This window comes from Rhodobacter capsulatus (assembly GCF_003254295.1).
Taxonomy (GTDB): Bacteria; Pseudomonadota; Alphaproteobacteria; order Rhodobacterales; family Rhodobacteraceae; genus Rhodobacter; species Rhodobacter capsulatus.
Genome location: NZ_QKZO01000004.1, coordinates 258,444 through 279,746, shown reverse-complemented (window position 1 = coordinate 279,746; position 21,303 = coordinate 258,444). Strand labels below are relative to the sequence as shown.

The following is a 21,303-nucleotide window of genomic DNA, read 5'->3' as shown; positions in this document are numbered from 1 at the left end:
GAGCGCCTTTTTCTCTTACAACCCGAGCTTCCTCGCCACGATCTCGTTCACCGCGGCGGGGTTGGCCTTGCCGCCGCTCGCCTTGATCACCTGGCCCACGAACCACCCCGCCAGCTTCGGATTGGCCTTCGCCTTCTCCACCTGCGCCGGGTTCGCGGCGATGATCTCGTCCACCGCCGCCTCGATCGCGCCGAGGTCGGTGACCTGCTTCATGCCGCGGGCCTCGACGATCGCGGCCGGGTCGCCGCCCTCGGTATAGACGATCTCGAAGAGATCCTTGGCGATCTTGCCCGAAATGTCGCCCGAGCGGATCAGCTTGATTATGCCCCCCAGCTGCGCCGGGCTGACCGGGCTTTGGCCGATCTCGTGGCCCTCTTTCTTCAAGCGCCCGAACAGCTCGTTGATCACCCAGTTCGCGGCCAGCTTGCCATCCTCGGCCACCGCCACCACGGCTTCGAAATACTCGGCATCCGCCACTTCCGCCGTCAGCACCGAGGCGTCATATTCCGACAGCCCCAGATCCTTGACGAACCGGGCCTTCTTGTCGTCCGGCAGTTCCGGCATCGTCGCGCCGATGTCATCGACCCAGGCCTGTTCGATTTCCAAAGGCAGCAGGTCCGGGCAGGGGAAATAGCGGTAATCATGCGCCTCTTCCTTCGAGCGCATCGAGCGCGTCTCGCCCTTGTCCGGGTCGTAAAGCCGGGTTTCCTGCACGATCGAGCCGCCGTCCTCCAGAATTGCGATCTGGCGGCGCGCTTCGTAATCGATCGCCTGCTGGATGAACCGCATCGAGTTCATGTTCTTGATCTCGCAGCGCGTGCCCAGATGGCTGAAGTCCTGTGTCGCCTGATATTTCTCGTATTGCCCGGGGCGGCAGACCGAGACGTTCACATCGGCGCGCAGGTTGCCGTTTTGCATGTTGCCGTCGCAGGTGCCGATATAGCGCAGGATCTGCCGCAGCTTGGCGATATAGGCGGCGGCTTCTTCCGGGCCGCGAATGTCGGGACGGCTGACGATCTCCATCAGCGCCACACCGGTGCGGTTGAAATCGACAAAGGACATGGTCGGGTCCATGTCATGGATCGACTTGCCCGCGTCCTGTTCCAGATGGATGCGCTCGATCCGCACCTTGCGCGCCACACCCGGGCCCATGTCGACGATGATCTCGCCCTCGCCCACGATCGGGTGGTAGAGTTGCGAGATTTGATAGCCCTGCGGCAGGTCGGGGTAGAAATAGTTCTTGCGGTCAAAGGCCGAACGCAGGTTGATCCCCGCCTTCAGCGCCAGCCCGGTGCGCACGGCTTGGGCCACGCAGAATTCGTTGATCACCGGCAACATGCCCGGCATCGCGGCATCGACAAAGGCGACGTTCGCGTTCGGCTCATTGCCGAACACCGTCGAGGCGCCCGAGAACAGCTTCGCGTTCGAGGCCACCTGCGCGTGCACCTCCATCCCGATCACCAGCTCCCAGTCGCTTTTCGCGCCGGCAATGACTTTCGGTTCGGGGGCGGTGAAGGCAAGGTGATCAAGCATTGCGGGTTCCCTTTCTCGGCTTGAGCCCTTCTAGGGCAGGGCGTGGCGCGGGGCAAGATGGCCCGCCCGCGCGGCGGGTCTGAGGTCGAAAGGGCGTATTTGACCCAAGAAAAAGCCGATGTGTTTTTTCTTGGCGCAAATACGCCGGGGTCCGGGGCAGCGCCCCGGCGCTTTCAGCCCGCAAGCCGCCCGACCATCTCGCCAAGATCGCGGCTGAGGCCGGGGGTGGCGGCGATGCGCTCAAGCGCCGCCTTGGCATGCGCCTGCCGCGTGGCATCATAGCGCCGCCAGGTCTCGAAGGCGGTCGACATCCGCGCCGCGGTCTGCGGATTGAGCGGATCGAGGCGCAACAGCCAATCGGCATAAAGCGCATAGCCCGCGCCATCGGCGCGGTGAAAGCCCGCATGGTTGGCGGCAAAGCCGCCCAGCAGGCTGCGGAAGCGGTTCGGGTTCTTCCAGTCGAACTCCGGCGCCGCCGCCAGCCGCGCCACGGTTTCCGCCGCCGCCTCGGGCGGGGTCAGCGCGCCCTGCGCCATGCGCCACTTGTCCATCACCAGCGGATCGGCCGCCCAGCGCGCGGCGAAACTGGCCAGCTGCCCCTGCCCCTTGCCCTCGACCACCAGCGCATTCAGCGCGCCGATGCTTTCGGTCATGTTCGTGGCCTCGGCAAACAGCGCCGCCGCCCGGGCGCCGCCATCTTCGGTGGTCAGAAGCGCCAGCGTGGCCAGCCGCAGCGCCCGGCGCCCGGCGGGCCCGGCGTCGGGGCTGTAGGGGCCCGTCACCGCGCAGCTGTCATAGACCCGGCTCAGCGCCGCGCCGTGGCGGGTGGCAAGCATCTTCATCAGCTTGCGCCGCGCGCCCCGGATCGCCTCCGGATCGGGGGTGTCGCCGCGCGCGAACAGCGCCGCCGCGATCTCGTCCTCGCCCGGCAGGCGCAGGCAGGCGGCGCGGAAGCCCGGATCGGCCTCGTCATCGGCAATGAGCCGCCCCACCGCATCGAGGTAATCAAGCTGCGCCCCCTCGCCGCGCGCCATCACCATCAGCGTCTGGCGCGCCAGCGTCCGCCCGGCCTCCCAGCGGTTGAAGGGATCGGTGTCATGGGCCAGCAGGAACGCCTGTTCGGCGGGCGTCGTCGCGCGCTCGAGGATCACCGGCGCCGAAAAGCCGCGCAGGAGCGAGGGCACCGGCCGCGCCGAAAGCCCCTCGAAGCGGAAGCTGTGCTGCGCCTCGGTCAGTTCCAGCACCGTGGTCGGCACGACCTCGTCGCCATTGGGCGACAACAGCCCCACCGCCAGCGGAATGTGGCGCGGCGGCTTGACCTCCTCGCCCGGGGTGGGCGGGGTGGTCTGGGTCACCTCCAGTGTATAGGTGCCGTTTTCGTAAGCCTCGGTCACCGTCAGCTTCGGCGTGCCCGCCTGAGTATACCAGAGCATGAACTGGCGCAGATCGCGGCCCGAGGCCTCCTCGAAGACCTTGATCCAGTCCTCGATCGTGCAGGCCTGGCCGTCGTGGCGGTCGAAGTAAAGATCCAGCGCCGCCCGATAGCCCTCAGGGCCCAGAAGCGTCGCCAGCATCCCCACCACCTCGGCGCCCTTTTCATAGACGGTCGCGGTGTAGAAGTTGTTGATTTCCTTGTAACGGTCGGGCCGCGGCGGATGGGCCAGCGGGCCCGCATCCTCGCGGAACTGGCGTGCGCGCAGGGCCGCCACGTCTTCGATGCGCTTGAGCCCGCCCAGCCGCACGTCGCGGGTGAAGCTCTGGTCGCGGTAGACCGTCAAGCCTTCCTTCAGGCAAAGCTGGAACCAGTCGCGACAGGTGATGCGGTTGCCGGTCCAGTTATGGAAATATTCATGCGCGATCACCGCCTCGATGCGTTCGTAATCGGTGTCGGTCGCGGTTTCGGGGCTTGCCAGGACCAGCTTCGAGTTGAAGATGTTCAAGCCCTTGTTTTCCATCGCCCCCATGTTGAAATCATCGACCGCGACGATGTTGAACAGATCAAGGTCATATTCGCGCCCATAGGCCGTTTCGTCCCATTCCATCGACCGGACCAGCGCGCCCAGCGCGAAATCGCAGCGCGTTTCATCGCCCGGACGCACCCAGATGTTGAGATCGACCCGCCGCCCCGAGCGCGTGGTGAAACTGCCCGAAGTGGCGCGCAGATCCCCCGCCACCAGCGCGAAAAGATAGGCAGGCTTCGGCCAGGGATCGTCCCATTCCGCCCAGCCCGGCCCCTGCCCGACCGGGTTGCCGTTCGACAGAAGCACCGGCAGATCCGACTCGATGCGGACATGAAAGCGGCTCATCACGTCGGGGCGGTCGGGGTAAAAGGTGATGTGTCGAAAGCCCTCGGCCTCGCATTGGGTGCAATAAAGCCCGTTCGACATGTAAAGCCCCTCAAGCGCAGTATTCGCGGCGGGGGCGATCTCGACCTCGGTTTGCAGCCGGAACGGGCCTGCGGGCAGCACCGCGGCGGGCAGCACCAGCGCGGTTTCGTCCAGCTGATAGTCGCCCGGGGCCAGCGCCCGCCCGTCAAGGGAAAGTGAGATCAGCCGCAGATCTTCGCCCTGCAACACCATGTCGGCACCCGGCTGCCGCGGCGTCACCTCCAGCGTCGCCGTGACCCGCGTGGCCGCCGGATCCAGCCGGAAGGTCAGGGAAACGGACGCGATCTCAAAGGGATAGGGCTTGTAATCCGACAAAAGGGTGACGCCGTCCATGACTTTCCTCGCACTGGGCTTGCACTGGGCTTTCGTGCAAGCTAGGCGCTTACCGCCCCCCCGGCAAGGCATCGCCGACAGCCGGGGGGATCGCGAATTTCGCTGGACAGGGGCGACATCAGGGCCAAGATACCGGCCAAAGCTTGGGAGGAGCCGATGACGGAACGCGTGGAACGCGAGGGGCTGCAGGTTGCGGCGGAACTGGCGGCCTTCATCGAAACCGAGGCATTGCCCGGGACCGGGGTCGATCCGGCGCGGTTCTGGACGGGGTTTTCGGCGCTGATCCATGACTTGGCTCCGCAGAACCGGGCGCTGCTGGACAGGCGCGACGACCTGCAGGCGCAGATCGACGCCTGGCACCTGCAGCATCGCACTCAGGGCCATGACGCCACCGCCTATCGCGCCTTTCTGGAGGAGATCGGCTATCTCGTGCCCGAAGGCGCCGATTTCAGCATCGAGACCGGCCCGACCGATCCCGAGATCGCCCGGGTCTGCGGCCCGCAACTGGTCGTGCCGATCACCAATGCGCGCTATGCGCTCAATGCCGCGAATGCGCGCTGGGGCAGTCTTTATGACGCGCTTTACGGCACCGATGCGCTGGGACTGCCGCCCGCCACGCCGGGTTACGACCCCGTGCGCGGCGCCAGAGTGATCGCCTGGGCCAAGGATTTCCTCGATGCCGCCTGCCCGCTGGTGGCCGGGTCCTGGGCCGCGGCCAGCCGTCTTTGGCTGCACCAGGGCGGGCTTTTCGCCGAGGTCGCGGGAGAGGAAACCGGGTTGAAAGACCCGGCGCAATTCGCGGGCTATCGCGGCGCACCCGCGGCGCCCGACGAGATTCTGTTGCGCAACAACGGCTTGCATCTGATCCTGAAGCTTGACCGCAGCCATCCGATCGGCGCGACCGATCCGCTGGGGCTGGCCGATCTGGTGCTGGAATCCGCCCTGTCCTCGATCATGGATTGCGAGGATTCGGTGGCCACCGTCGATGCCGCCGACAAGGTTCTGGCCTATCGGAACTGGCTGGGCCTGATGCGCGGCGATCTGACGGAAACGGTGACGAAGGGCGGGCGCAGTTTCACCCGGGCGCTGGCGCCGGATCTGAGCTTCACCGCGCCCGAGGGCGGCACGGTCACGCTCAAGGGTCGGGCGCTGATGCTGGTGCGCAATGTCGGCCCCCTGATGACCACCCCCGCGATCCTGACCCGCACAGGCGCCGAGGCGCCCGAGGGGCTGATGGATGCGATGGTGACCACGCTTTGCGCGCTCCATGACCTGAAACGCGGCGCCAATTCCACCACCGGCTCGGTCTATGTGGTCAAGCCGAAGCTGCACGGCCCCGAGGAAGTCGCCTTCACCTGCGCCAGCTTCGCCCATGTCGAGCGGGTGCTGGGCCTGCCCGCCAATACGGTGAAACTGGGCATCATGGACGAGGAACGCCGCACCAGCGCGAACCTCAAGGACTGCATCTGCGCCGCCAAGGATCGGCTGGCCTTCATCAACTCGGGCTTCCTCGATCGGACGGGCGACGAGATCTTCACCTCGATGGAAGCCGGGCCGATGGTGACCAAGGCCGAGATGAAATCGCAGCCCTGGATTTCCGCCTACGAGGATCGCAACGTCGACATCGGCCTGCGTTGCGGGCTGCCGGGCAAGGCGCAGATCGGCAAGGGCATGTGGGCCGCGCCCGACAACATGGCCGACATGCTGGTGCAGAAGATCGCCCATCCGATGGCCGGGGCCAACTGCGCCTGGGTGCCCTCGCCCACCGCCGCCGTGCTGCATGCGACGCATTACCACCGCGTCGACGTGAAGGCGCGACAACGCGAGATCGCGCAGCTGCAACGGCCGCTGCGGCTGTTTGATCTTTTGACGATCCCGCTCGCCGTCGGGCGCACCTATTCCGAGGCCGAGATCACGGCCGAAATCGAAAACAACGCGCAGGGCATTCTGGGCTATGTCGTGCGCTGGGTCGATCAGGGCATCGGCTGCTCGAAGGTGCCAGATATCCATGACGTGGGCCTGATGGAAGACCGCGCGACGCTGCGGATCAGCAGCCAGGCGCTGGCGAACTGGCTGCATCACGGCATCGTCGGCGAGCCGCAGGTGATGAAGGCCTTCCGCAAGATGGCGGCCGTGGTCGATCGGCAGAATGCGGGCGATCCGGCCTATCAGCCGATGGCGCCGAATTTCGACGGGCTGGCGTTTCAGGCCGCCTGCGATCTGGTCTTCCTCGCCCGGATCCAGTCCTCGGGCTATACCGAACCCGTGCTGCACCAGCGCCGGGCGCAGGTGAAGGCCGCCAAGGTATAAGAAAGGGGGGCTCTGCCCCCCGTCCGCAAGCGGACTCCCCCCGAGGTATTTTTGGCAAGATGAAAGCAGACCACAGCTGCCCTTCATCTTGCCCGAAATACCTCGGGGGTGCGGGGGCAGCGCCCCCGCCGCCTCACTTGAAGTTGCGGCTGTCCTTGATCTGATCCCAGGCCCAGACCACCTGCTGCAGCATCTCTTCCTGCGAGCGGTCGCCGCCGTTCATGTCCGGGTGCAGCACCTTGATCAGCGCCTTGTAGCAGCCGCGGATCTCGGTCTTCGTCATCGTGTCGCGGGCATCCAGAAGCTCGAGCGCGCGCCGCTCGGTCGGCGGCAGCTTGCGGCCGATGACCGTCCGCCCCGGGTTTTGCGTCGCATTGGCGCCCAGAAGCTCCATCGGGTCGGTGATGCCATGCCGCGCCCAGCCCTTTTCCTCTTTCGAGCGGCCAAAGGGTTTCGTCGGCCGTTCCCAGACATTGGCATTGTCCAGAAACTGCTGGAATTCCTCGTCCGACTGGCCCTGAAAATAGTTCCAGCGCAGGTTGTATTCCCGCACATGGTCCTTGCAGAACCAGAAATAGTCATCCAGCACCTTCGGGCTTTTCGGCGCCCGATACTGGCCCGGCTCCTTGCAATCGGGGTGATCGCATTGCCTTGTCGACGTTTCGAAGGCGCCGGACATGCCGCGCTTGCCCTTGGTCCGACTTTTCTTGTCGGCCGCGGCAGAAATATTGAAGCCGAAAGGGTCGGTCTTGCTCATCGGGTCTTGCTCATGGGGCCAGCTCGGGGGGCCAGGTTTCGCTGCGGTGCGGCTTCTGGGTCCGCTGACCGACTCGGGGGGCAGAGGATAGAGCATTTCCCCGCCAAGCCAAGGGGCAAGCTGCCGTCGCGCCGCAAAGGCCGGTCTCAGAACGTCTCGTCCGCAGCCGGACCCAGCCGCGGCGCCCGGCCTTCGGGGGCGAAGGCGGTCAGCCTGCCGCGCCGTTCGGTCGAAAAGGTCAGGCCGGTCTCGTCTTCCGTCTCGCCCTCGCCGGGCTCGGCCGTGGCCAGCGCGCGGCGGAACACCAGCAGATGGTGCATCACCGTCACCTTCGAGGCCAGCCCCGCCCGTTCCTCGGCGGGCAGCGTCTCGGCGCGCCAGTATTCCCAGCCCTCGCGCGCCAGCTCGTTCATCAGCTCGCCCAAAGCATGGGCAAAACGCTCGGCCCCGGTCTTCAGACCGCGGTCCTTTTCGCCCCGCACCGGCGCGGGAACCACCTTGTAGTCGTAAAGCTGCATGGCGCACCTCGTTTTGGCCGCGACAGATACGCCTTGCGCGCGGCAGGTCAAGCAACGAAGGGGTGAACGACGCCCCTCCCCTCCCAGTCCCCCTCCTTGTCCCTGTCACAATCCGCCTCTTGCGCCGGGGCGCCCCATCGGCCACAAAACAACGAGTGCACGAAGAGGACCGAAGATGCTCGACCAGACCGCCAAGCCCACCGAAGAGATCGATCTGCGCGAAGTCTTCGGGATCGACAGCGACATGAAGGTGAAAGCCTTTGCCGAACGCACCGACCGCGTGCCGGACCTTGATCCGACCTACAAGTTCGACCCCGACACCACGACGGCGATTCTGGCGGGCTTTGCCTACAACCGCCGCGTGATGATCCAAGGCTATCACGGCACCGGCAAATCGACCCATATCGAACAGGTGGCGGCGCGGTTGAACTGGCCCTGCGTGCGGGTCAACCTTGACAGCCACGTCAGCCGCATCGACCTGATCGGCAAGGACGCGATCAAGCTGGTGGACGGCAAGCAGGTCACGGTCTTCCACGAGGGGATTCTTCCCTGGGCGCTGCGCAACCCGACCGCGATCGTCTTCGACGAATATGACGCCGGCCGGGCGGACGTGATGTTCGTGATTCAGCGCGTTCTGGAGGCCGACGGGAAACTCACCCTGCTCGATCAGAACGAGGTGATCACGCCGAACCCCTATTTCCGGCTCTTTGCCACCGCGAACACCGTGGGTCTGGGCGACACGACCGGGCTTTACCACGGCACGCAGCAGATCAACCAGGGTCAGATGGACCGCTGGTCGCTGGTGGCGACGCTGAATTACCTCAGCCACGACGCCGAGGCCGCGATCGTCCTGTCGAAGGTGCCGCATTACAACACCGAGAAGGGCCGCAAGGTGATCAACCAGATGGTCACCGTGGCCGATCTGACCCGGACCGCCTTCATGGCCGGGAACCTCTCGACGGTGATGAGCCCCCGCACGGTGATCGCCTGGGCGCAGAATGCCGACATCTTCCGCAATGTGGGCTATGCCTTCCGGCTGACCTTCCTGAACAAATGCGACGAACTTGAGCGCGCCACCGTGGCCGAGTTCTACCAGCGCCTGTTCGACGAGGAACTGCCCGAAAGCGCCGCCGTCATCGCGGGGCGTTAAGGGGGGGCGATGACGAAGCCCAGTGACAACCCCGCCGATCCGTTCAAGAAGGCCTTGGCCGAGGCCACGCGGACCCTTGCCGATGCGCCCGATCTGAGCGTCAGTTTCAGCGTCGATCCGCCCGGCGTGGCGGGTGATCAGATGCGCCTGCCGCAGGTCTCGCGCCGGATGACGCGCGACGAGATCATGATGGCGCGCGGTACCGGCGATGCGCTGGCGCTGCGGCAACGCCATCACGACACAACTGTGGCCGCCCGCTATGCGCCCGCGGGCGACATGGCGAAATCGCTCTACGAGGCGATGGAAACCGCGCGCTGCGAAGCGCTTGGCGCGCGCGACATGCCGGGCACGCTGACCAACATCGACTTCAAGATCGGCTTTGAGGCCGAGCGCAAGGGCTATGGCCAGATCCGCACCCAGGCCGAGGCGCCCTTGGCGGTGGCCGCGGGCTACATGGTGCGCGAAATGGCGACGGGGCGGAAGCTGCCGCAGGCCGCGAACCATGTGCTCGACCTCTGGCGCGGCTTCCTTGAAGATCAGGCGGGCGCGGAGTTTCAGGGCATCGAGGCGGCGCTTTCCGATCAGGCCGCCTTCGCCCGTCTTGCGCGCAAGGTGATTGCCGATCTGGGCTACGGCGATCAGCTGGGCGAGGATCCCGACGCGCAGCAAAACGACGAGGCCGATCAGGAGAGCGAGGAAGATCCCGACGCGGATCAGGACAACCGCTCGGAGGAAGAGCAGCAGGACGACGAGGGCGAGGCCAGCCCCGAGCAAAGTCAGGAACAGCAGCAGGATCAGCGGCAAACCACCGTCAGCCAGGACGATCTGGCCGATGACGAGAGCGGCGACGAGATCGACATGCCGCAGGCCGACGCGCCGCCCGAGCCGCCGCCGCCCGCGCCGCATTCGAATGCCGATCCGAATTACACCGTCTTCACCACCGAGTTCGACGAGGAAATCCGCGCCGAGGATCTGGCCGAGGCGGCGGAGCTGGAACGGCTGCGCGCCTATCTGGACACCCAGCTCGAACCGCTGAAAGGCGCCGTGGCGCGGCTGGCGAACAAGCTGCAACGCCGCCTGCAGGCACAGCAGAACCGCAGCTGGGAATTCGACCGCGAGGAAGGCACGCTTGACGCCGGGCGGCTCGCCCGCGTCGTGGCGAACCCGACGACGCCGCTGTCGTTCAAGATCGAAAAGGACACCGAGTTTCGCGACACCTGCGTGACGCTGCTGCTGGACAATTCCGGTTCGATGCGGGGGCGGCCGATTTCCATCGCCGCGATCTGCGCCGATGTGCTGGCGCGCACGCTCGAACGCTGCTCGGTCAAGGTCGAGATCCTCGGCTTCACCACCCGGGCCTGGAAGGGCGGGCAATCGCGCGAAAGATGGCTCGCCGAGGGGCGCAAGCAGGGGCCGGGGCGGCTCAATGACCTGCGCCACATCATCTACAAATCGGCCGATGCGCCGTGGCGGCGGGTGCGCGCGAACCTTGGCCTGATGATGAAGGAAGGCCTGCTGAAGGAAAACATCGACGGCGAGGCGCTCGAATGGGCCTGGAAGCGCGCGATGGCGCGGCCCGAGGCGCGGAAAATCCTGATGGTGATTTCCGACGGCGCCCCGGTCGATGATTCCACGCTGTCGGTCAACCCCGCGATCTACCTTGAAAAACACCTGCGCGACGTGATCGCCATGGTGGAACGCAAGCGCGCGGTGGAACTCTTGGCCATCGGGATCGGCCATGACGTGACGCGCTATTATTCGCGCGCCGTCACCATCACCGATGTCGAGCAGCTGGCGGGCGCGATGACCGAACAGCTTGCCGCGCTGTTTGACAGCGATCCGCGGGCACGGGCGCGCATTCTGGGCACGAAAAAGACGGGGTAAGCCGCGCATGTTTCAGGATTTCACCACCCGCTCGACGCGCGCGCACGGCCCCGGGCGGCTTGCGGCACTGCGCAAGGCGATCGCGTCGGAGGGTATGACCGGCTTCCTGATCCCGCGCGCCGACGTGCATCAGGGCGAATATGTCGCCGAGTGTGACGCGCGGCTGGGCTGGCTGACCGGCTTCACCGGCTCGGCCGGGTTCTGCCTCGTGCTGCCCGACATCGCCGGGGTCTTCATCGACGGCCGCTACCGGGTGCAGGTGAAATCCGAGGTCGATCTGACCGCCTTCACCCCCGTCCCCTGGCCCGAGGTCAAGGCCGGTCCCTGGCTGCTGGAGCACCTGCCCGCGGGCGGGCGGATCGGTTTCGACCCCTGGCTGCACACGCGCAAGGAGGTCGAGGATCTGCGCCGCGCGCTGGACGGATCGGCCATCGCGCTGGTCGAGACGGCGAACCTGATCGACGCGATCTGGACCGACCGCCCCGCCCCGCCGAGCGCGCCCGCACGGGTGCATCCGGCGGAGTTTGCGGGGGAGCCGAGCGCGGAGAAGCGCCAGCGTCTGGGCGCGGCGCTGATGAAACAGGGGGCGGCGGCGGCGGTGCTGACCCTGCCCGACAGCATCGCCTGGGCGCTGAACATCCGCGGCGCCGACATTCCCCGCAACCCGGTGATGCAGGCCTTTGCCGTGCTGCAGGCGAACGGCGATCTGACGCTTTTCGCCGAGGCCGCGAAACTCTCGGATGCGCTGCGCGCGCATCTGGGCAACGCGGTGACGTTGCGCCCGGTCGCGGCCTTCGACGCGGCGCTGCGCGGCCTGAAAGGCCCGGTTCTGGTCGATCCCGCCTCGGCCCCGCATCAGGTCGGCCGCGAGCTGGAAGCGATGGGCACGGAGGTGCTCTGGGCCGAGGATCCCTGCATCCTGCCCAAGGCCCGCAAGACCGCCGCCGAGGTGGCGGGGATGCGGGCCGCCCATCTGCGCGACGGCGCGGCGATGGTCGAGTTCCTGACCTGGCTCGACGCCGAGGCGCCGAAGGGCGCCCTGACCGAAATCGACGTGGTCACGCAGCTGGAACAGCACCGCCGCGCCACGGGGCAGCTTCTGGACATCAGCTTCGACACGATCTGCGGCGCCGGGCCGAACGGCGCCATCGTGCATTACCGGGTGACCGAGGCGACGAACCGCAAGGTCACCCCCGGGGAACTGCTGCTGATCGACTCTGGCGCGCAATATCCCGACGGCACCACCGACATCACCCGCACCCTCGCCGTGGGCCCGGTCCCCGAGGGCGCGGCCGAAGCCTTTACCCGGGTGCTGCAAGGCATGATCGCAATTTCCCGCGCCCGTTTCCCGCGCGGCCTTGCGGGGCGCGACCTGGACGCGCTCGCCCGGGTGGCGCTCTGGTCTGCGGGGATGGATTATGATCACGGCACGGGGCACGGCGTTGGCGCGGCGCTCTGCGTGCATGAGGGCCCGGCGCGGATCTCGCGCATCTCCGACGTGCCCCTCGCGCCGGGCATGATCCTGTCGAACGAGCCGGGCCATTACCGCGAGGGCCAGTGGGGCATCCGGATCGAGAACCTGATCCTGGTGGCCGAGGCGCCGAAGATCGGCGACGGTCGCGACCATCTGTGCTTCGAAACCCTGACCTGGGTGCCGATCGACCGCCGCCTGATCGTGGTGGAGATGCTCTCGCGCGGCGAACGCGACTGGCTTGACGCCTATCACGCGGGGGTGCTGGACCGGATCGGCCCGCTTGTGAGCCCGGCGGCGCGCGCCTGGCTGAGCGCGGCCTGCGCCCCGCTTTGACCGCAGAAGGGGGGGCTCTGCCCCCCGTCCCTGCGGGACTCCCCCCGGGATATTTGCACCAAGGTGAAAACAGCTCTCGGTTTTCCTTGGCAAAATACGCCGCGGGGGTGAATTGCCGCAGGCAAGGGGGGGGGGGCGCAGCCCCCCCTCTCTCAGGGGTCCGGGGGCAGCGCCCCGGCCCGGTTCAGAGATGCAGCGCGTCTTTCGCCGCCTGCGCGATCACCACTTCCTCGTTCGTCGGAATCACCCGCACCGCGACGCGCCCGGTGGAAATCTCGCGCGCATGTGCCAGGTTCGCCGCTTCGTCCAGCGTGATCCCGGCCCAGTCGAGCCCCTCGCAAACCGCGGCGCGGACATGCGAGGAATTCTCGCCCACCCCGCCGCAGAAGACGAGCGCATCCATCCCTCCCATCGCCGCCGCCAGCGAGGCGATCTCGCGCTTCACCCGATGGCAGAAATAGTCGATCGCTTCCGCGGCATGCGGGCTCTTCGACGCTTCGAGCGTGCGCATGTCATTCGACACCCCCGACATGCCGATCAGCCCCGAGCGCTTGAACAGCAGCTCGGTGATGTCCTCGGCATTCATCTTTTCCTGATCCATCAGGTAAAGCACCACGCCCGCGTCCAGTTCCCCGGCGCGCGTGCCCATCGGCAGCCCCGACAGCGTCGAGAAGCCCATGGTGCAGGAGATCGACTGGCCAGCGTGCACGGCGCAGATCGAGGCGCCCGAGCCAAGGTGGGCAATCACCACCCGGCCCGCGCGCAGTTCGGGTTCCTCGGCCGCCAGCACGCCGTCGATATAGGTGTAGCTCAGACCGTGGAAGCCGTAGCGCCGCACGCCCTTTTCGTAATAGTGCCGCGGCAGCGCATAAGTGTCATCGACAAAGGGATGGCCGCGATGAAAGGCGGTGTCGAAACAGGCGACATTCGGCACGCCCGGAAAGGCCTCGATCGCGGCGCGCACGCCCGCCAGGTTGTGCGGCTGGTGCAGCGGCGCAAACGGGTTCAGCCGTTCGAGGTGGTCCATCAGCACGTCGGTGACCTTTTCCGGCTCGGCGTGATCGGTGCCGCCATGCACGATCCGATGCCCGATCGCGATGATCTCCAGCTCCGGCATGTCGGTGCGAAACGCGCCAAGCGCCGAGCGCAGCGCCAGCGTGTGGGTGGCGAAATCATCCGGGCCCAGATGCGGCACCGGCATGGCATCGCCCGCTGCATCCTTCAGTTTCAGCGAGCCCTCGGGCGCGCCCAGACGGTCGACATGCGCGGTGGCGAGGGGCGCCAGCTCCTCGTCGAAAAGCCCGAGCTTCAGCGATGATGAGCCCGCGTTCAGCGTCAGAATCGCGCGCGTCATCAGGCATTCCCCCCGCAGATCCGGTTCCAGTGGATCGAGGCGACGGCGGCCGAAGCCAGCCGCGCCATCGCCGAATCCGACCGCGAGTTCAGGATCACCGGCACCCGCGCGCCCAGCACGACGCCCGCGGCTTCGGCGTGGGAAATATAGGCCAGCTGCTTGGCCAGCATGTTGCCCGCGTCGATCCCCGGCACCACCAGCACATCGGCATGACCGGCCACCGGCCCGCGCAGCCCCTTGGTGCGCGCAGCCCCGATATCGACCGCATTGTCCATGGCGAGCGGCCCGTCGACCACCCCGCCCCGGATCTGCCCGCGCTCCGCCATTTTCGACAAAAGCGCCGCATCGATCGAGCTCGGCATCGCCGGGTTCACCGTTTCGACCGCGCTCAGCACGCCGACCTTCGGCGTCTCCATGCCCAGCGAAATCGCCAGATCGATGGCGTTTTGCACGATGTCGACCTTGGTCGCCAGATCGGGGGCAATGTTGATCGCCGCATCGGTGACCAGCAGCGGATGGCTGACGCCGGGCACGTCCATCACGAAGACATGGGTGAAGCGCCGCCCGATCCGCAGCCCCTTTTCCTTGTCAAGCATCGGCCGCAGCAGATCATCGGTGTGCAGGTGCCCCTTCATGATCGACTGGGCGCGGCCCGCGCGCACCAGCTCGACCGCCGCCCGGGCGGCCTCGCGGTGGCTCAGCATCTCGACGATCTCGAAGCCCGACAGCGATTTCGACAGCGCCTTCGCCGCCGCCTCGATCTTGGCCGGATTGCCGATCAGGATGGGCTTGATCAGCCCGCGCTCGGCCGCGATCAGCGCGCCTTCGAGCGCCGATTGCTCCTCGGGGCAGACCACCGCCGTCGCCAGTTCCGGCAGCGCCTCGGCCTTTTCCAAAAGCGCCTCGAAATGGCGGTGGCGCTGCACGATCAGCCCCGGCGCGTCGATTTCCTCGTAGCGGATATAGGTCTTGGGCGCCAGAACCCGGGCCGTGCCCGAACAGATCAGCGCGCCGCCCTCGACCCGCCGCACCTCGGTTGCCAGCACGATCACGCCCTCGGGCTCCTTGTCCGTCACCGTGACCTTGGCCACCAGCTCCTCGCCCGCGGTGACATAATCATGGAAGGTCAGCTGCTGGTCGCGGTAGCGCGTGCCCGGCCCGGGCAGGATCGAGCCCAGAAGCGAGGAAATCAACGCGGCCACGAACAGCCCCGGCGCCAGCGGCTTTTCCTTTTGCCCGTCTTCGTCAACATGCTCGAGGTGCATCGGGTTGTGGTTCCCCGAGGCAGCGACGAAGGCATAGATATCATCGGCGGTGCAAAGCCGGCGCAGCTCTGCGCTCATCCCCGGCTCGATTTCGTGATACATGCGGCTTTCGAAAATCATCGCGGACTCCCTCCATCACCGCGACTCTGCGGCGTTCTCCTGTCCCAGCGGAGTGGTGCATCCGCCAGAGACATTGTTCAACGCCTGTTGCTGCGGTTTTTCGCCCCTTTCCGGACGGCGCCGATCCGCATAAGACGGGGCGACAGCGGGAGGGGCAGATGGCAGACGCGACATTCTGGCAAGAGGCGCAGGTAATTTTCGGCAATCGGATCAGCAAAAAAAGGACAGATTGCGAAAGCCATGGCCAATCCGAGACCTGGTTCCCCCTGACCCCGCCCGAGGCGGTGGTCTTCCCCGAAACGACCGAGGAGGTCGCGGCCCTCACGAAAATTTGCGCGGCCCATCGCGTGGCCCTGGTCGGCTGGGGGGCGGGAACCTCGCTTGAAGGCCATGCTCTGGCGGTTGCGGGCGGGATCGTGGTCGATTTCAGCCGCATGAACCGGGTGCTGGAGGTTCGCGCCGAAGACCGTCTGGTGCGGGTCGAGCCCGGCATCACCCGCGAGGCGCTCAATGCCGAGCTGCGCGCGACGGGGCTGTTCTTTCCGGTCGATCCGGGGGCGAATGCGTCGCTTGGCGGGATGGCGGCGACGCGGGCCTCTGGCACGACGACGGTGCGCTATGGATCGATGCGGGACAATGTGGCGGGGCTGAGCGTGGTTCTGGCCGACGGGCGGGTGATCCGCACCGGCTCGGGCGCGGCGAAATCGGCCAGCGGATATGATCTGACGGCGCTGATGCTCGGCTCCGAAGGCACGCTCGGCCTGATCACCGAACTGACGCTGCGACTGCATGGCCAGCCCGAGGCGGTCTCCTCGGCGGTCTGCGCCTTTGAGCGGTTCGAGGCGGCGGTGGAAACCGTGCAACATGTCATCCAGCTCGGCATCGAGGTCGCGCGGATCGAATTCGTCGACGAGGACATCGCCCGCATCTTCAACAAGATGAACGGCACCACCCTGCCCGAGACGCCGCATCTGATGGTGGAATTCCACGGCTCCGAGGCAGGCGTGGCCGAGGCCTCGGAACGTTTCGGCGAGGTGGTGGCCGAGATGGGCGGCGCCGATTTCCAATGGGCGACGACGACCGAGGACCGCAACCGGCTCTGGAAGATGCGGCATGGCGCCTATTCGGCCTGCATCGCCTCGCGGCCGGGCTGCATGGGGCTGGTGACCGATGTCTGCGTGCCGATCTCGCGGCTGGCCGAGGCGGTGGCGCGGGCGCGGGCGCTGATCGCCGCGGCGGGGCTGACGGGTCCGATCCTCGGCCATGTCGGCGACGGCAATTTCCACGCCATCCTGCTTCTGGACCGGGACAACCCGGCGGAACTGGCGACGGCGAAACAGGTCGCGCATGATCTGGCCGCGATGGCGCTGGCGATGGGCGGCACGATCACCGGCGAGCATGGCATCGGCCTTGGCAAGCGCGCGATGATGGCGGAAGAACACGGCGACGCCTGGGCGGTGATGGGGGCGATCAAGGCGGCGCTCGATCCCTTGAACATCCTCAACCCCGGCAAGCTGGTGCCGCAAGCCGGAGAGATGCCGTGAGCCTGAGCCAACCGGAAGAGCTGCCGCGGACCTTTGCCGTGCTTTGGGGGGCGCGCGACGCGCTGGGGCTGTCGCAGCTGTTCGTCGAGGATGGCGAGTTGCTCAGCCTGACCGGTGGCGCGGCGCAGGGCCGGACGGCGATCGCCGAGCTGATGGCGGGCGAATTCGCCGGCGCCTTCCAGCGCGCGCGGCTGGTGACGGGCCGCACCCGGCTGCGCCCGATCGGCACTGCGGTGACGGTGCTTTTGCAGCGCTTCGTGCTCTCGGGTCTGGTGGACGAGGCCGGGCAGGATGCGGGCAGGATCGGCGCCGTGCTTTGCGCCACGCTCGAACGCCTCGGCCCCGAGGATTGGCAGATCGTCACCGCGCAATTCGTGGTGGAATCGTAAGAAAAGCGGGGGGCGCTGCCCCCCCCTTTGCGCTGACGCCAAGTTCCCCCCCGGGATATTTCGGCCAAGGTGAAATGGGGTCGGGGAAAGCCCCTGCCCTTTCACCTTGCTGCAAATATCCCGGGGGGAGTCCGCTTGCGGACGGGGGGCAGCGCCCCCCTGCCTCAGCCGTGCAGAAGCGATTGCGCCGCGGCCCGGGCGGCATCGGTCACCTCGGCCCCCGAGATCATCCGGGCGATCTCATCGACCCGCTCGGGCGGCGGCAAGGCTTCGACGCGCGAGGTGGTCATGCCGTCACTGACCGATTTCGCGACGCGGAAATGATGCGATCCGCGCGCGGCGACCTGCGGGCTGTGGGTGACGACCAGAACCTGCGCGGTTTCCGACAGCTGCGCCAGCCGTCGCCCGACCGCATCGGCGGTGGCGCCGCCGACGCCGCGGTCGATCTCGTCGAAGATCAGAACCAGCGCATCCGCGCCCTTGGCCAGAACCACCTTGAGCGCCAGAAGGAAGCGCGACAGCTCCCCCCCCGAGGCGATCTTGTCAAGCGGCCCCGCGGGCGCGCCCGGGTTCGTCGCCACGGTGAAGGCGACCGTGTCCCAGCCCTCGGGCCCGGGCTCGCCGCGGGTGATTTTCGTCGCAAAAACCGCGCGTTCGAGCTTCAGCGGCGCCAGCTCCGCCGCCATCGCCGCATCGAGCCGCCCCGCCGCCTCGGCCCGCGCCGCCGAAAGCCGCGTCGCCGCCGCGGCAAAGGCCGCCTCGGCCGCCGTGACTTCGGCCGCGAGCCGGGAAATCCCCTCCTCGCCCGCATCAAGCGCCGCCAGCCGCGCCGAAAGCTTGCCGCTCAGCTCGGCCAGATCGTCCGGCGCCACGCCATGCTTGCGCGCCGCCGCCCGCAGCGCGAAAAGCCGCTCCTCGCAGGCTTCCAGCGCGCGCGGATCGAAGGCCATCGCCTGCAGCGCCGCCTCGATCCCCGAGACCGCCTCACCGAGCTCGATCAGCGCCCGTTCCAGCGAGGCCATCGCGCCGTCGAGCATCCCTTCGGCCTTGTCGGCGGCACCCGCAAGCCAGCGGTCGGCATCGCGCATCGCGCCCTCGGCGCCCTCGGGGCCAAGGATCTGATGCGCGCGCAGCACATCGGCGCGGATGCGCTCGGCCGCCTGCATCAGACGGCGGCGGGTATCAAGATCGGCCTCCTCGCCCGCGACGGGGGCGAGCTTGTCGAGTTCCGCCACGGCATGGCGCAGGAAATCCTCCTCGCCCTTCACCGCGACCAGCGCCGCCTCGGCCGCGGAGAGCCGCCTTGCCGCCGCCGCCCGCGCCGTCCAGGCCGTGCGGACCGCCGCCAGAAGATCGTCATGACCGGCAAAGGCATCCAGCGCCGCCCGGTGGCCGCGCGCGTTCAGCAGCCCGCCGTCATCCTGTTGCCCGTGCAGCTCGACCAAGGTCTCGGAGACCGCGCGCAGCACCTCTCCGCTCGCCCGGCGGTCGTTGATGAAAGCGGTCTTGCGGCCATCGCGCGCATTCACCCGGCGCAGGATCAGCTCGTCCTCGGCCGGGATCCCGGCCTCTTCCAGCACCCGGCGCGCCGGATGGCCCGCGGGCAGCTCGAACACCGCCACCACCTCGCCCTGCGCGGCGCCCTTGCGCACCAGCTCCGCCCGGCCGCGCCAGCCCAGCACGAAGCCCAGACAATCGAGCAGGATCGACTTGCCCGCCCCGGTCTCGCCGGTCAGCACATTCAGACCCGCGCCGAAGTCAAGCTGCAGCCGGTCAATCAGCAGCATGTCACGAATGTCGAGCGTGCACAGCATCTCAGTCCCCTGCCCCGATCCCCGGCGGGATCAGAGCCATTCGCCCTTGATGACCTGCCGGTAGATCGCCGAAAGCCAGCTCGACCCCTTCGCCTCGGGCTCGAGACCGATCTTTTTCAGACGCTTGTAGGCGTCGTCATAGAAGGGCGAGGACTGGAAGTTGTGACCAAGGATCGCCGCCGCGGTCTGCGCCTCGTCGGTCAGGCCAAGCGAGAGATAGCATTCGACGAGCCGCATCAGCGCCTCGGGCGTGTGGGTGGTGGTCTGATATTGCTCGACCACGACGCGGAAGCGGTTGATCGCGGCGGTGTAATGACCCTTTTTCAGGTAGAACCGGCCGATCTCCATTTCCTTCGACGCCAGATGGTCGAAAGCCAGATCGAATTTCAGCGCCGCCGAGCGGGCGTAATCGCTGTCGGGATATTCCTCGATCACCGCGCGAAGCGCCTGCAGCGCCTGGAAGGTCAGGCCCTGATCGCGGCCGACCTCGTCGATCTGGTCGTAATAGCTCAGCGCCAGCAGATATTTCGCATAGGCCGCATCTTCGGAGCCCGGATAGGTGTCCAGATAGCGCTGCGCCGAGGACCGGGCCTCTTCGTATTTCTTCGCCTTGTGGCTGGCGAAAGCCTCCATGATCAGCGCGCGCTTGGCATATTCGGAATAGGGGTAAAGCCGCTCCACTTCCGAGAAATAGCGCAGCGCATCGGCGGGACGGCGCGGGTTGCCGACCTCAAGTTCATATTCGCCGCGCTTGAAGATTTCCTCGGCGGTGAAGTTTTCCAGCGGCGGCTCCTTTTGTGTCGGACCGCAGGCCGCCAAAGCCGCAAGCAGCGCAAGACTGCCGACCCGTAGCGCCGCCGTTTTGCCCGTTGCCATCGCTGCCTCTTCCGTTCGTCACCGGAACTGCGTCCGGTCTGCCGCCTCTGACCCCCGGGGGAGCCGCTGTTTCGTCCGTCCTAGCACAGAAAAAACGGCGGCGCAAAACGCCTTTCGCGCGCGGGCGGAGGACTGACGCGGCCGTGAAGGCTCAGCGCGCCGCCATCGCCCCGCGCAGCACGCCCGCGCCCGGCAGACGATGCGCCTGTTCGGGCGAGCAGGTTTCCCAGACCCAGGCGTCGGGATCGGCGAAAAGCGCGCGCAGAAGCTTGTTGGTCAGCGCATGGCCCGCCCGATTGCCGACATAACGCGCCATCAAGGGCGCCCCGGCCAGCGCCAGATCGCCCATCGCATCGAGCATCTTGTGGCGCACGGCCTCATCGGCATGGCGCAGCCCGCCGGGCGAGAGCACCTCGGCGCCATCGACGACGACGGCGTTCTCATAGGTGCCCCCCAGCGCAAGGCCATGGGCGCGCATGTAATCGACATCGGCCTGACGGCAGAAGGTGCGGCTGTCCATCAGCTCGCGCACGAAGGCGCCATTGGCCATCTTCAGGCTTTTCGCCTGCTTGCCGATCGCCGCATCGGCGAAGTCGATGGCGAAATCGATCTCCAGCGTCGCGGCCGGTTCCAGCCGCGCGACGGCCTCGCCCTCGCGCACTTCGACCGGATGCAGCACCCGGATCGCGCGCAGATCGGCGTCAAGACGCCGCAGGCCGACGCGGCGGATCGCCTTCACGAAGGGCGCCGAGGAGCCGTCGAGAATCGGCACTTCCGGCCCGTCGATCTCGATCAGCGCATTGCCGATGCCCAGACCGGCCAGCGCCGCCATGACATGTTCGATCGTCGAGACCGAGACGCCGTCGGCATTCTCGATCAGCGTGCACAGCTTCGAGGGCGTGACATGATCCCAAAGCGCCGGGATGCGCGGATCGACCCCCGTCACATCGGTGCGACGAAAGACGATGCCGTGATCGGCGGGGGCGGGATGCGCGATCATCCGCACCGGCTTGCCCGAATGCAGGCCGATCCCGACGAAGGTGACAGATGCGCCAAGCGTGGTTTGCACGGTCGTGCTTGCCTTTCTTTTCCCCAGGCCGATCGTGGCGGGGAGTTCCGAGGATCAGTTAAGAACCGTTGACCAAACACACAATTCACCTTTTGCAACAAACTGAAACAGAAGGCCGGAGCTTGGGCGTATCCCCGCCGACCAAGGCTTAAATATTTGATGAACAAAAGAAAAGGGCCGGTTTTCACCGGCC

Annotated in this window: 15 protein-coding genes; 6 read left to right on the top strand and 9 right to left on the bottom strand. The window is 67.0% G+C overall.

Annotation, left to right across the window (positions count from 1 at the left end):
• Positions 1–15: 15 nt before the first annotated feature.
• Positions 16–1,533: an Asp-tRNA(Asn)/Glu-tRNA(Gln) amidotransferase subunit GatB gene (gatB, locus tag LY44_RS07805; protein WP_055213470.1), complete on the bottom strand. Its 1,518-nt coding sequence runs from the start codon at positions 1,531–1,533 to the stop codon at positions 16–18.
• A 173-nt stretch (positions 1,534–1,706) separates the two neighbouring features.
• The gene (gene pepN / locus LY44_RS07800) at positions 1,707–4,253 is read right to left on the bottom strand and encodes an aminopeptidase N (protein ID WP_055213472.1); all 2,547 of its coding nucleotides are present in this window, start codon (positions 4,251–4,253) and stop codon (positions 1,707–1,709) included.
• A gap of 156 nt (positions 4,254–4,409) precedes the next feature.
• On the opposite strand from pepN, the gene LY44_RS07795 reads away from it, so the two are divergent.
• Positions 4,410–6,563, top strand: a complete 2,154-nt coding sequence (locus LY44_RS07795; RefSeq protein WP_055213474.1) for a malate synthase G — start codon at positions 4,410–4,412, stop codon at positions 6,561–6,563.
• A 133-nt stretch (positions 6,564–6,696) separates the two neighbouring features.
• Here the strand turns inward: LY44_RS07795 and LY44_RS07790 are convergent, their stop codons facing one another.
• Positions 6,697–7,320 (bottom strand): J domain-containing protein, encoded by a 624-nt coding sequence (locus LY44_RS07790; RefSeq protein ID WP_055213476.1) that lies wholly within the window; start codon positions 7,318–7,320, stop codon positions 6,697–6,699.
• Positions 7,321–7,466: 146 nt separating this feature from the next.
• Positions 7,467–7,838 (bottom strand): hypothetical protein, encoded by a 372-nt coding sequence (locus LY44_RS07785; RefSeq protein ID WP_055213478.1) that lies wholly within the window; start codon positions 7,836–7,838, stop codon positions 7,467–7,469.
• Positions 7,839–8,013: 175 nt separating this feature from the next.
• On the opposite strand from LY44_RS07785, the gene cobS reads away from it, so the two are divergent.
• Genes cobS through LY44_RS07770 form a run of 3 tightly spaced genes read left to right on the top strand, consistent with a single transcriptional unit; the run spans position 8,014 to position 12,679 of the window.
• Positions 8,014–8,988, top strand: a complete 975-nt coding sequence (cobS, locus tag LY44_RS07780; RefSeq protein WP_055213480.1) for a cobaltochelatase subunit CobS — start codon at positions 8,014–8,016, stop codon at positions 8,986–8,988.
• A gap of 9 nt (positions 8,989–8,997) precedes the next feature.
• Positions 8,998–10,872: a cobaltochelatase subunit CobT gene (cobT, locus tag LY44_RS07775; RefSeq protein WP_055213482.1), complete on the top strand. Its 1,875-nt coding sequence runs from the start codon at positions 8,998–9,000 to the stop codon at positions 10,870–10,872.
• A 7-nt stretch (positions 10,873–10,879) separates the two neighbouring features.
• A complete protein-coding gene (locus LY44_RS07770) occupies positions 10,880–12,679 on the top strand; it encodes an aminopeptidase P family protein (RefSeq protein WP_055213484.1) in 1,800 nt (599 codons plus the stop codon).
• A 184-nt stretch (positions 12,680–12,863) separates the two neighbouring features.
• Here LY44_RS07770 and LY44_RS07765 read toward each other — a convergent pair whose 3' ends face one another.
• Together LY44_RS07765 and LY44_RS07760 are read right to left on the bottom strand one after the other, a co-directional pair.
• The gene (locus LY44_RS07765; RefSeq protein ID WP_055213486.1) at positions 12,864–14,033 is read right to left on the bottom strand and encodes an acetate/propionate family kinase; all 1,170 of its coding nucleotides are present in this window, start codon (positions 14,031–14,033) and stop codon (positions 12,864–12,866) included.
• Positions 14,033–15,418 carry a bifunctional enoyl-CoA hydratase/phosphate acetyltransferase gene (locus LY44_RS07760; protein ID WP_055213488.1) on the bottom strand — a complete coding sequence of 462 codons (1,386 nt, stop codon included), beginning with the start codon at positions 15,416–15,418 and terminating at the stop codon, positions 14,033–14,035. The genes LY44_RS07765 and LY44_RS07760 overlap by 1 nt, the downstream gene beginning before the upstream one ends.
• Before the next feature lie 158 nt (positions 15,419–15,576).
• Between LY44_RS07760 and LY44_RS07755 the strand changes: the two genes are divergently transcribed.
• Positions 15,577–16,962, top strand: coding sequence for an FAD-binding oxidoreductase (locus tag LY44_RS07755; protein WP_055213491.1), 1,386 nt, complete (start codon positions 15,577–15,579; stop codon positions 16,960–16,962).
• On the top strand, positions 16,959–17,351 hold the full coding sequence (locus LY44_RS07750) for a Cif family virulence factor (protein ID WP_055213493.1): 393 nt from the start codon (positions 16,959–16,961) through the stop codon (positions 17,349–17,351). Before LY44_RS07755 ends, LY44_RS07750 begins: the two co-directional genes overlap by 4 nt.
• A gap of 164 nt (positions 17,352–17,515) precedes the next feature.
• Here LY44_RS07750 and recN read toward each other — a convergent pair whose 3' ends face one another.
• The 3 genes from recN to lpxC all read right to left on the bottom strand — a co-directional run bounded on the left by recN (position 17,516) and on the right by lpxC (position 21,110).
• On the bottom strand, positions 17,516–19,165 hold the full coding sequence (gene recN / locus LY44_RS07745; protein ID WP_055213495.1) for a DNA repair protein RecN: 1,650 nt from the start codon (positions 19,163–19,165) through the stop codon (positions 17,516–17,518).
• Between the two features lie 30 nt (positions 19,166–19,195).
• Complete coding sequence (locus LY44_RS07740) at positions 19,196–20,041, bottom strand: outer membrane protein assembly factor BamD (protein ID WP_055213497.1); 846 nt, start codon at positions 20,039–20,041, stop codon at positions 19,196–19,198.
• Between the two features lie 151 nt (positions 20,042–20,192).
• Complete coding sequence (gene lpxC / locus LY44_RS07735; RefSeq protein WP_055213499.1) at positions 20,193–21,110, bottom strand: UDP-3-O-acyl-N-acetylglucosamine deacetylase; 918 nt, start codon at positions 21,108–21,110, stop codon at positions 20,193–20,195.
• Positions 21,111–21,303: the final 193 nt, after the last annotated feature.

What these genes read in the sequence shown, in the direction of transcription:
- LY44_RS07790 (WP_055213476.1), bottom strand. Translation starts at nt 7,320, where the DNA reads ATGAGCAAGACCGACCCTTTCGGCTTCAATATTTCTGCCGCGGCCGAC.
- LY44_RS07740 (WP_055213497.1), bottom strand. Translation starts at nt 20,041, where the DNA reads ATGGCAACGGGCAAAACGGCGGCGCTACGGGTCGGCAGTCTTGCGCTG.
- LY44_RS07785 (WP_055213478.1), bottom strand. Translation starts at nt 7,838, where the DNA reads ATGCAGCTTTACGACTACAAGGTGGTTCCCGCGCCGGTGCGGGGCGAA.
- LY44_RS07755 (WP_055213491.1), top strand. Translation starts at nt 15,577, where the DNA reads ATGGCAGACGCGACATTCTGGCAAGAGGCGCAGGTAATTTTCGGCAAT.
- LY44_RS07760 (WP_055213488.1), bottom strand. Translation starts at nt 15,418, where the DNA reads ATGATTTTCGAAAGCCGCATGTATCACGAAATCGAGCCGGGGATGAGC.
- LY44_RS07770 (WP_055213484.1), top strand. Translation starts at nt 10,880, where the DNA reads ATGTTTCAGGATTTCACCACCCGCTCGACGCGCGCGCACGGCCCCGGG.
- cobT (WP_055213482.1), top strand. Translation starts at nt 8,998, where the DNA reads ATGACGAAGCCCAGTGACAACCCCGCCGATCCGTTCAAGAAGGCCTTG.
- cobS (WP_055213480.1), top strand. Translation starts at nt 8,014, where the DNA reads ATGCTCGACCAGACCGCCAAGCCCACCGAAGAGATCGATCTGCGCGAA.
- pepN (WP_055213472.1), bottom strand. Translation starts at nt 4,253, where the DNA reads ATGGACGGCGTCACCCTTTTGTCGGATTACAAGCCCTATCCCTTTGAG.
- LY44_RS07795 (WP_055213474.1), top strand. Translation starts at nt 4,410, where the DNA reads ATGACGGAACGCGTGGAACGCGAGGGGCTGCAGGTTGCGGCGGAACTG.
- gatB (WP_055213470.1), bottom strand. Translation starts at nt 1,533, where the DNA reads ATGCTTGATCACCTTGCCTTCACCGCCCCCGAACCGAAAGTCATTGCC.
- recN (WP_055213495.1), bottom strand. Translation starts at nt 19,165, where the DNA reads ATGCTGTGCACGCTCGACATTCGTGACATGCTGCTGATTGACCGGCTG.
- LY44_RS07765 (WP_055213486.1), bottom strand. Translation starts at nt 14,033, where the DNA reads ATGACGCGCGCGATTCTGACGCTGAACGCGGGCTCATCATCGCTGAAG.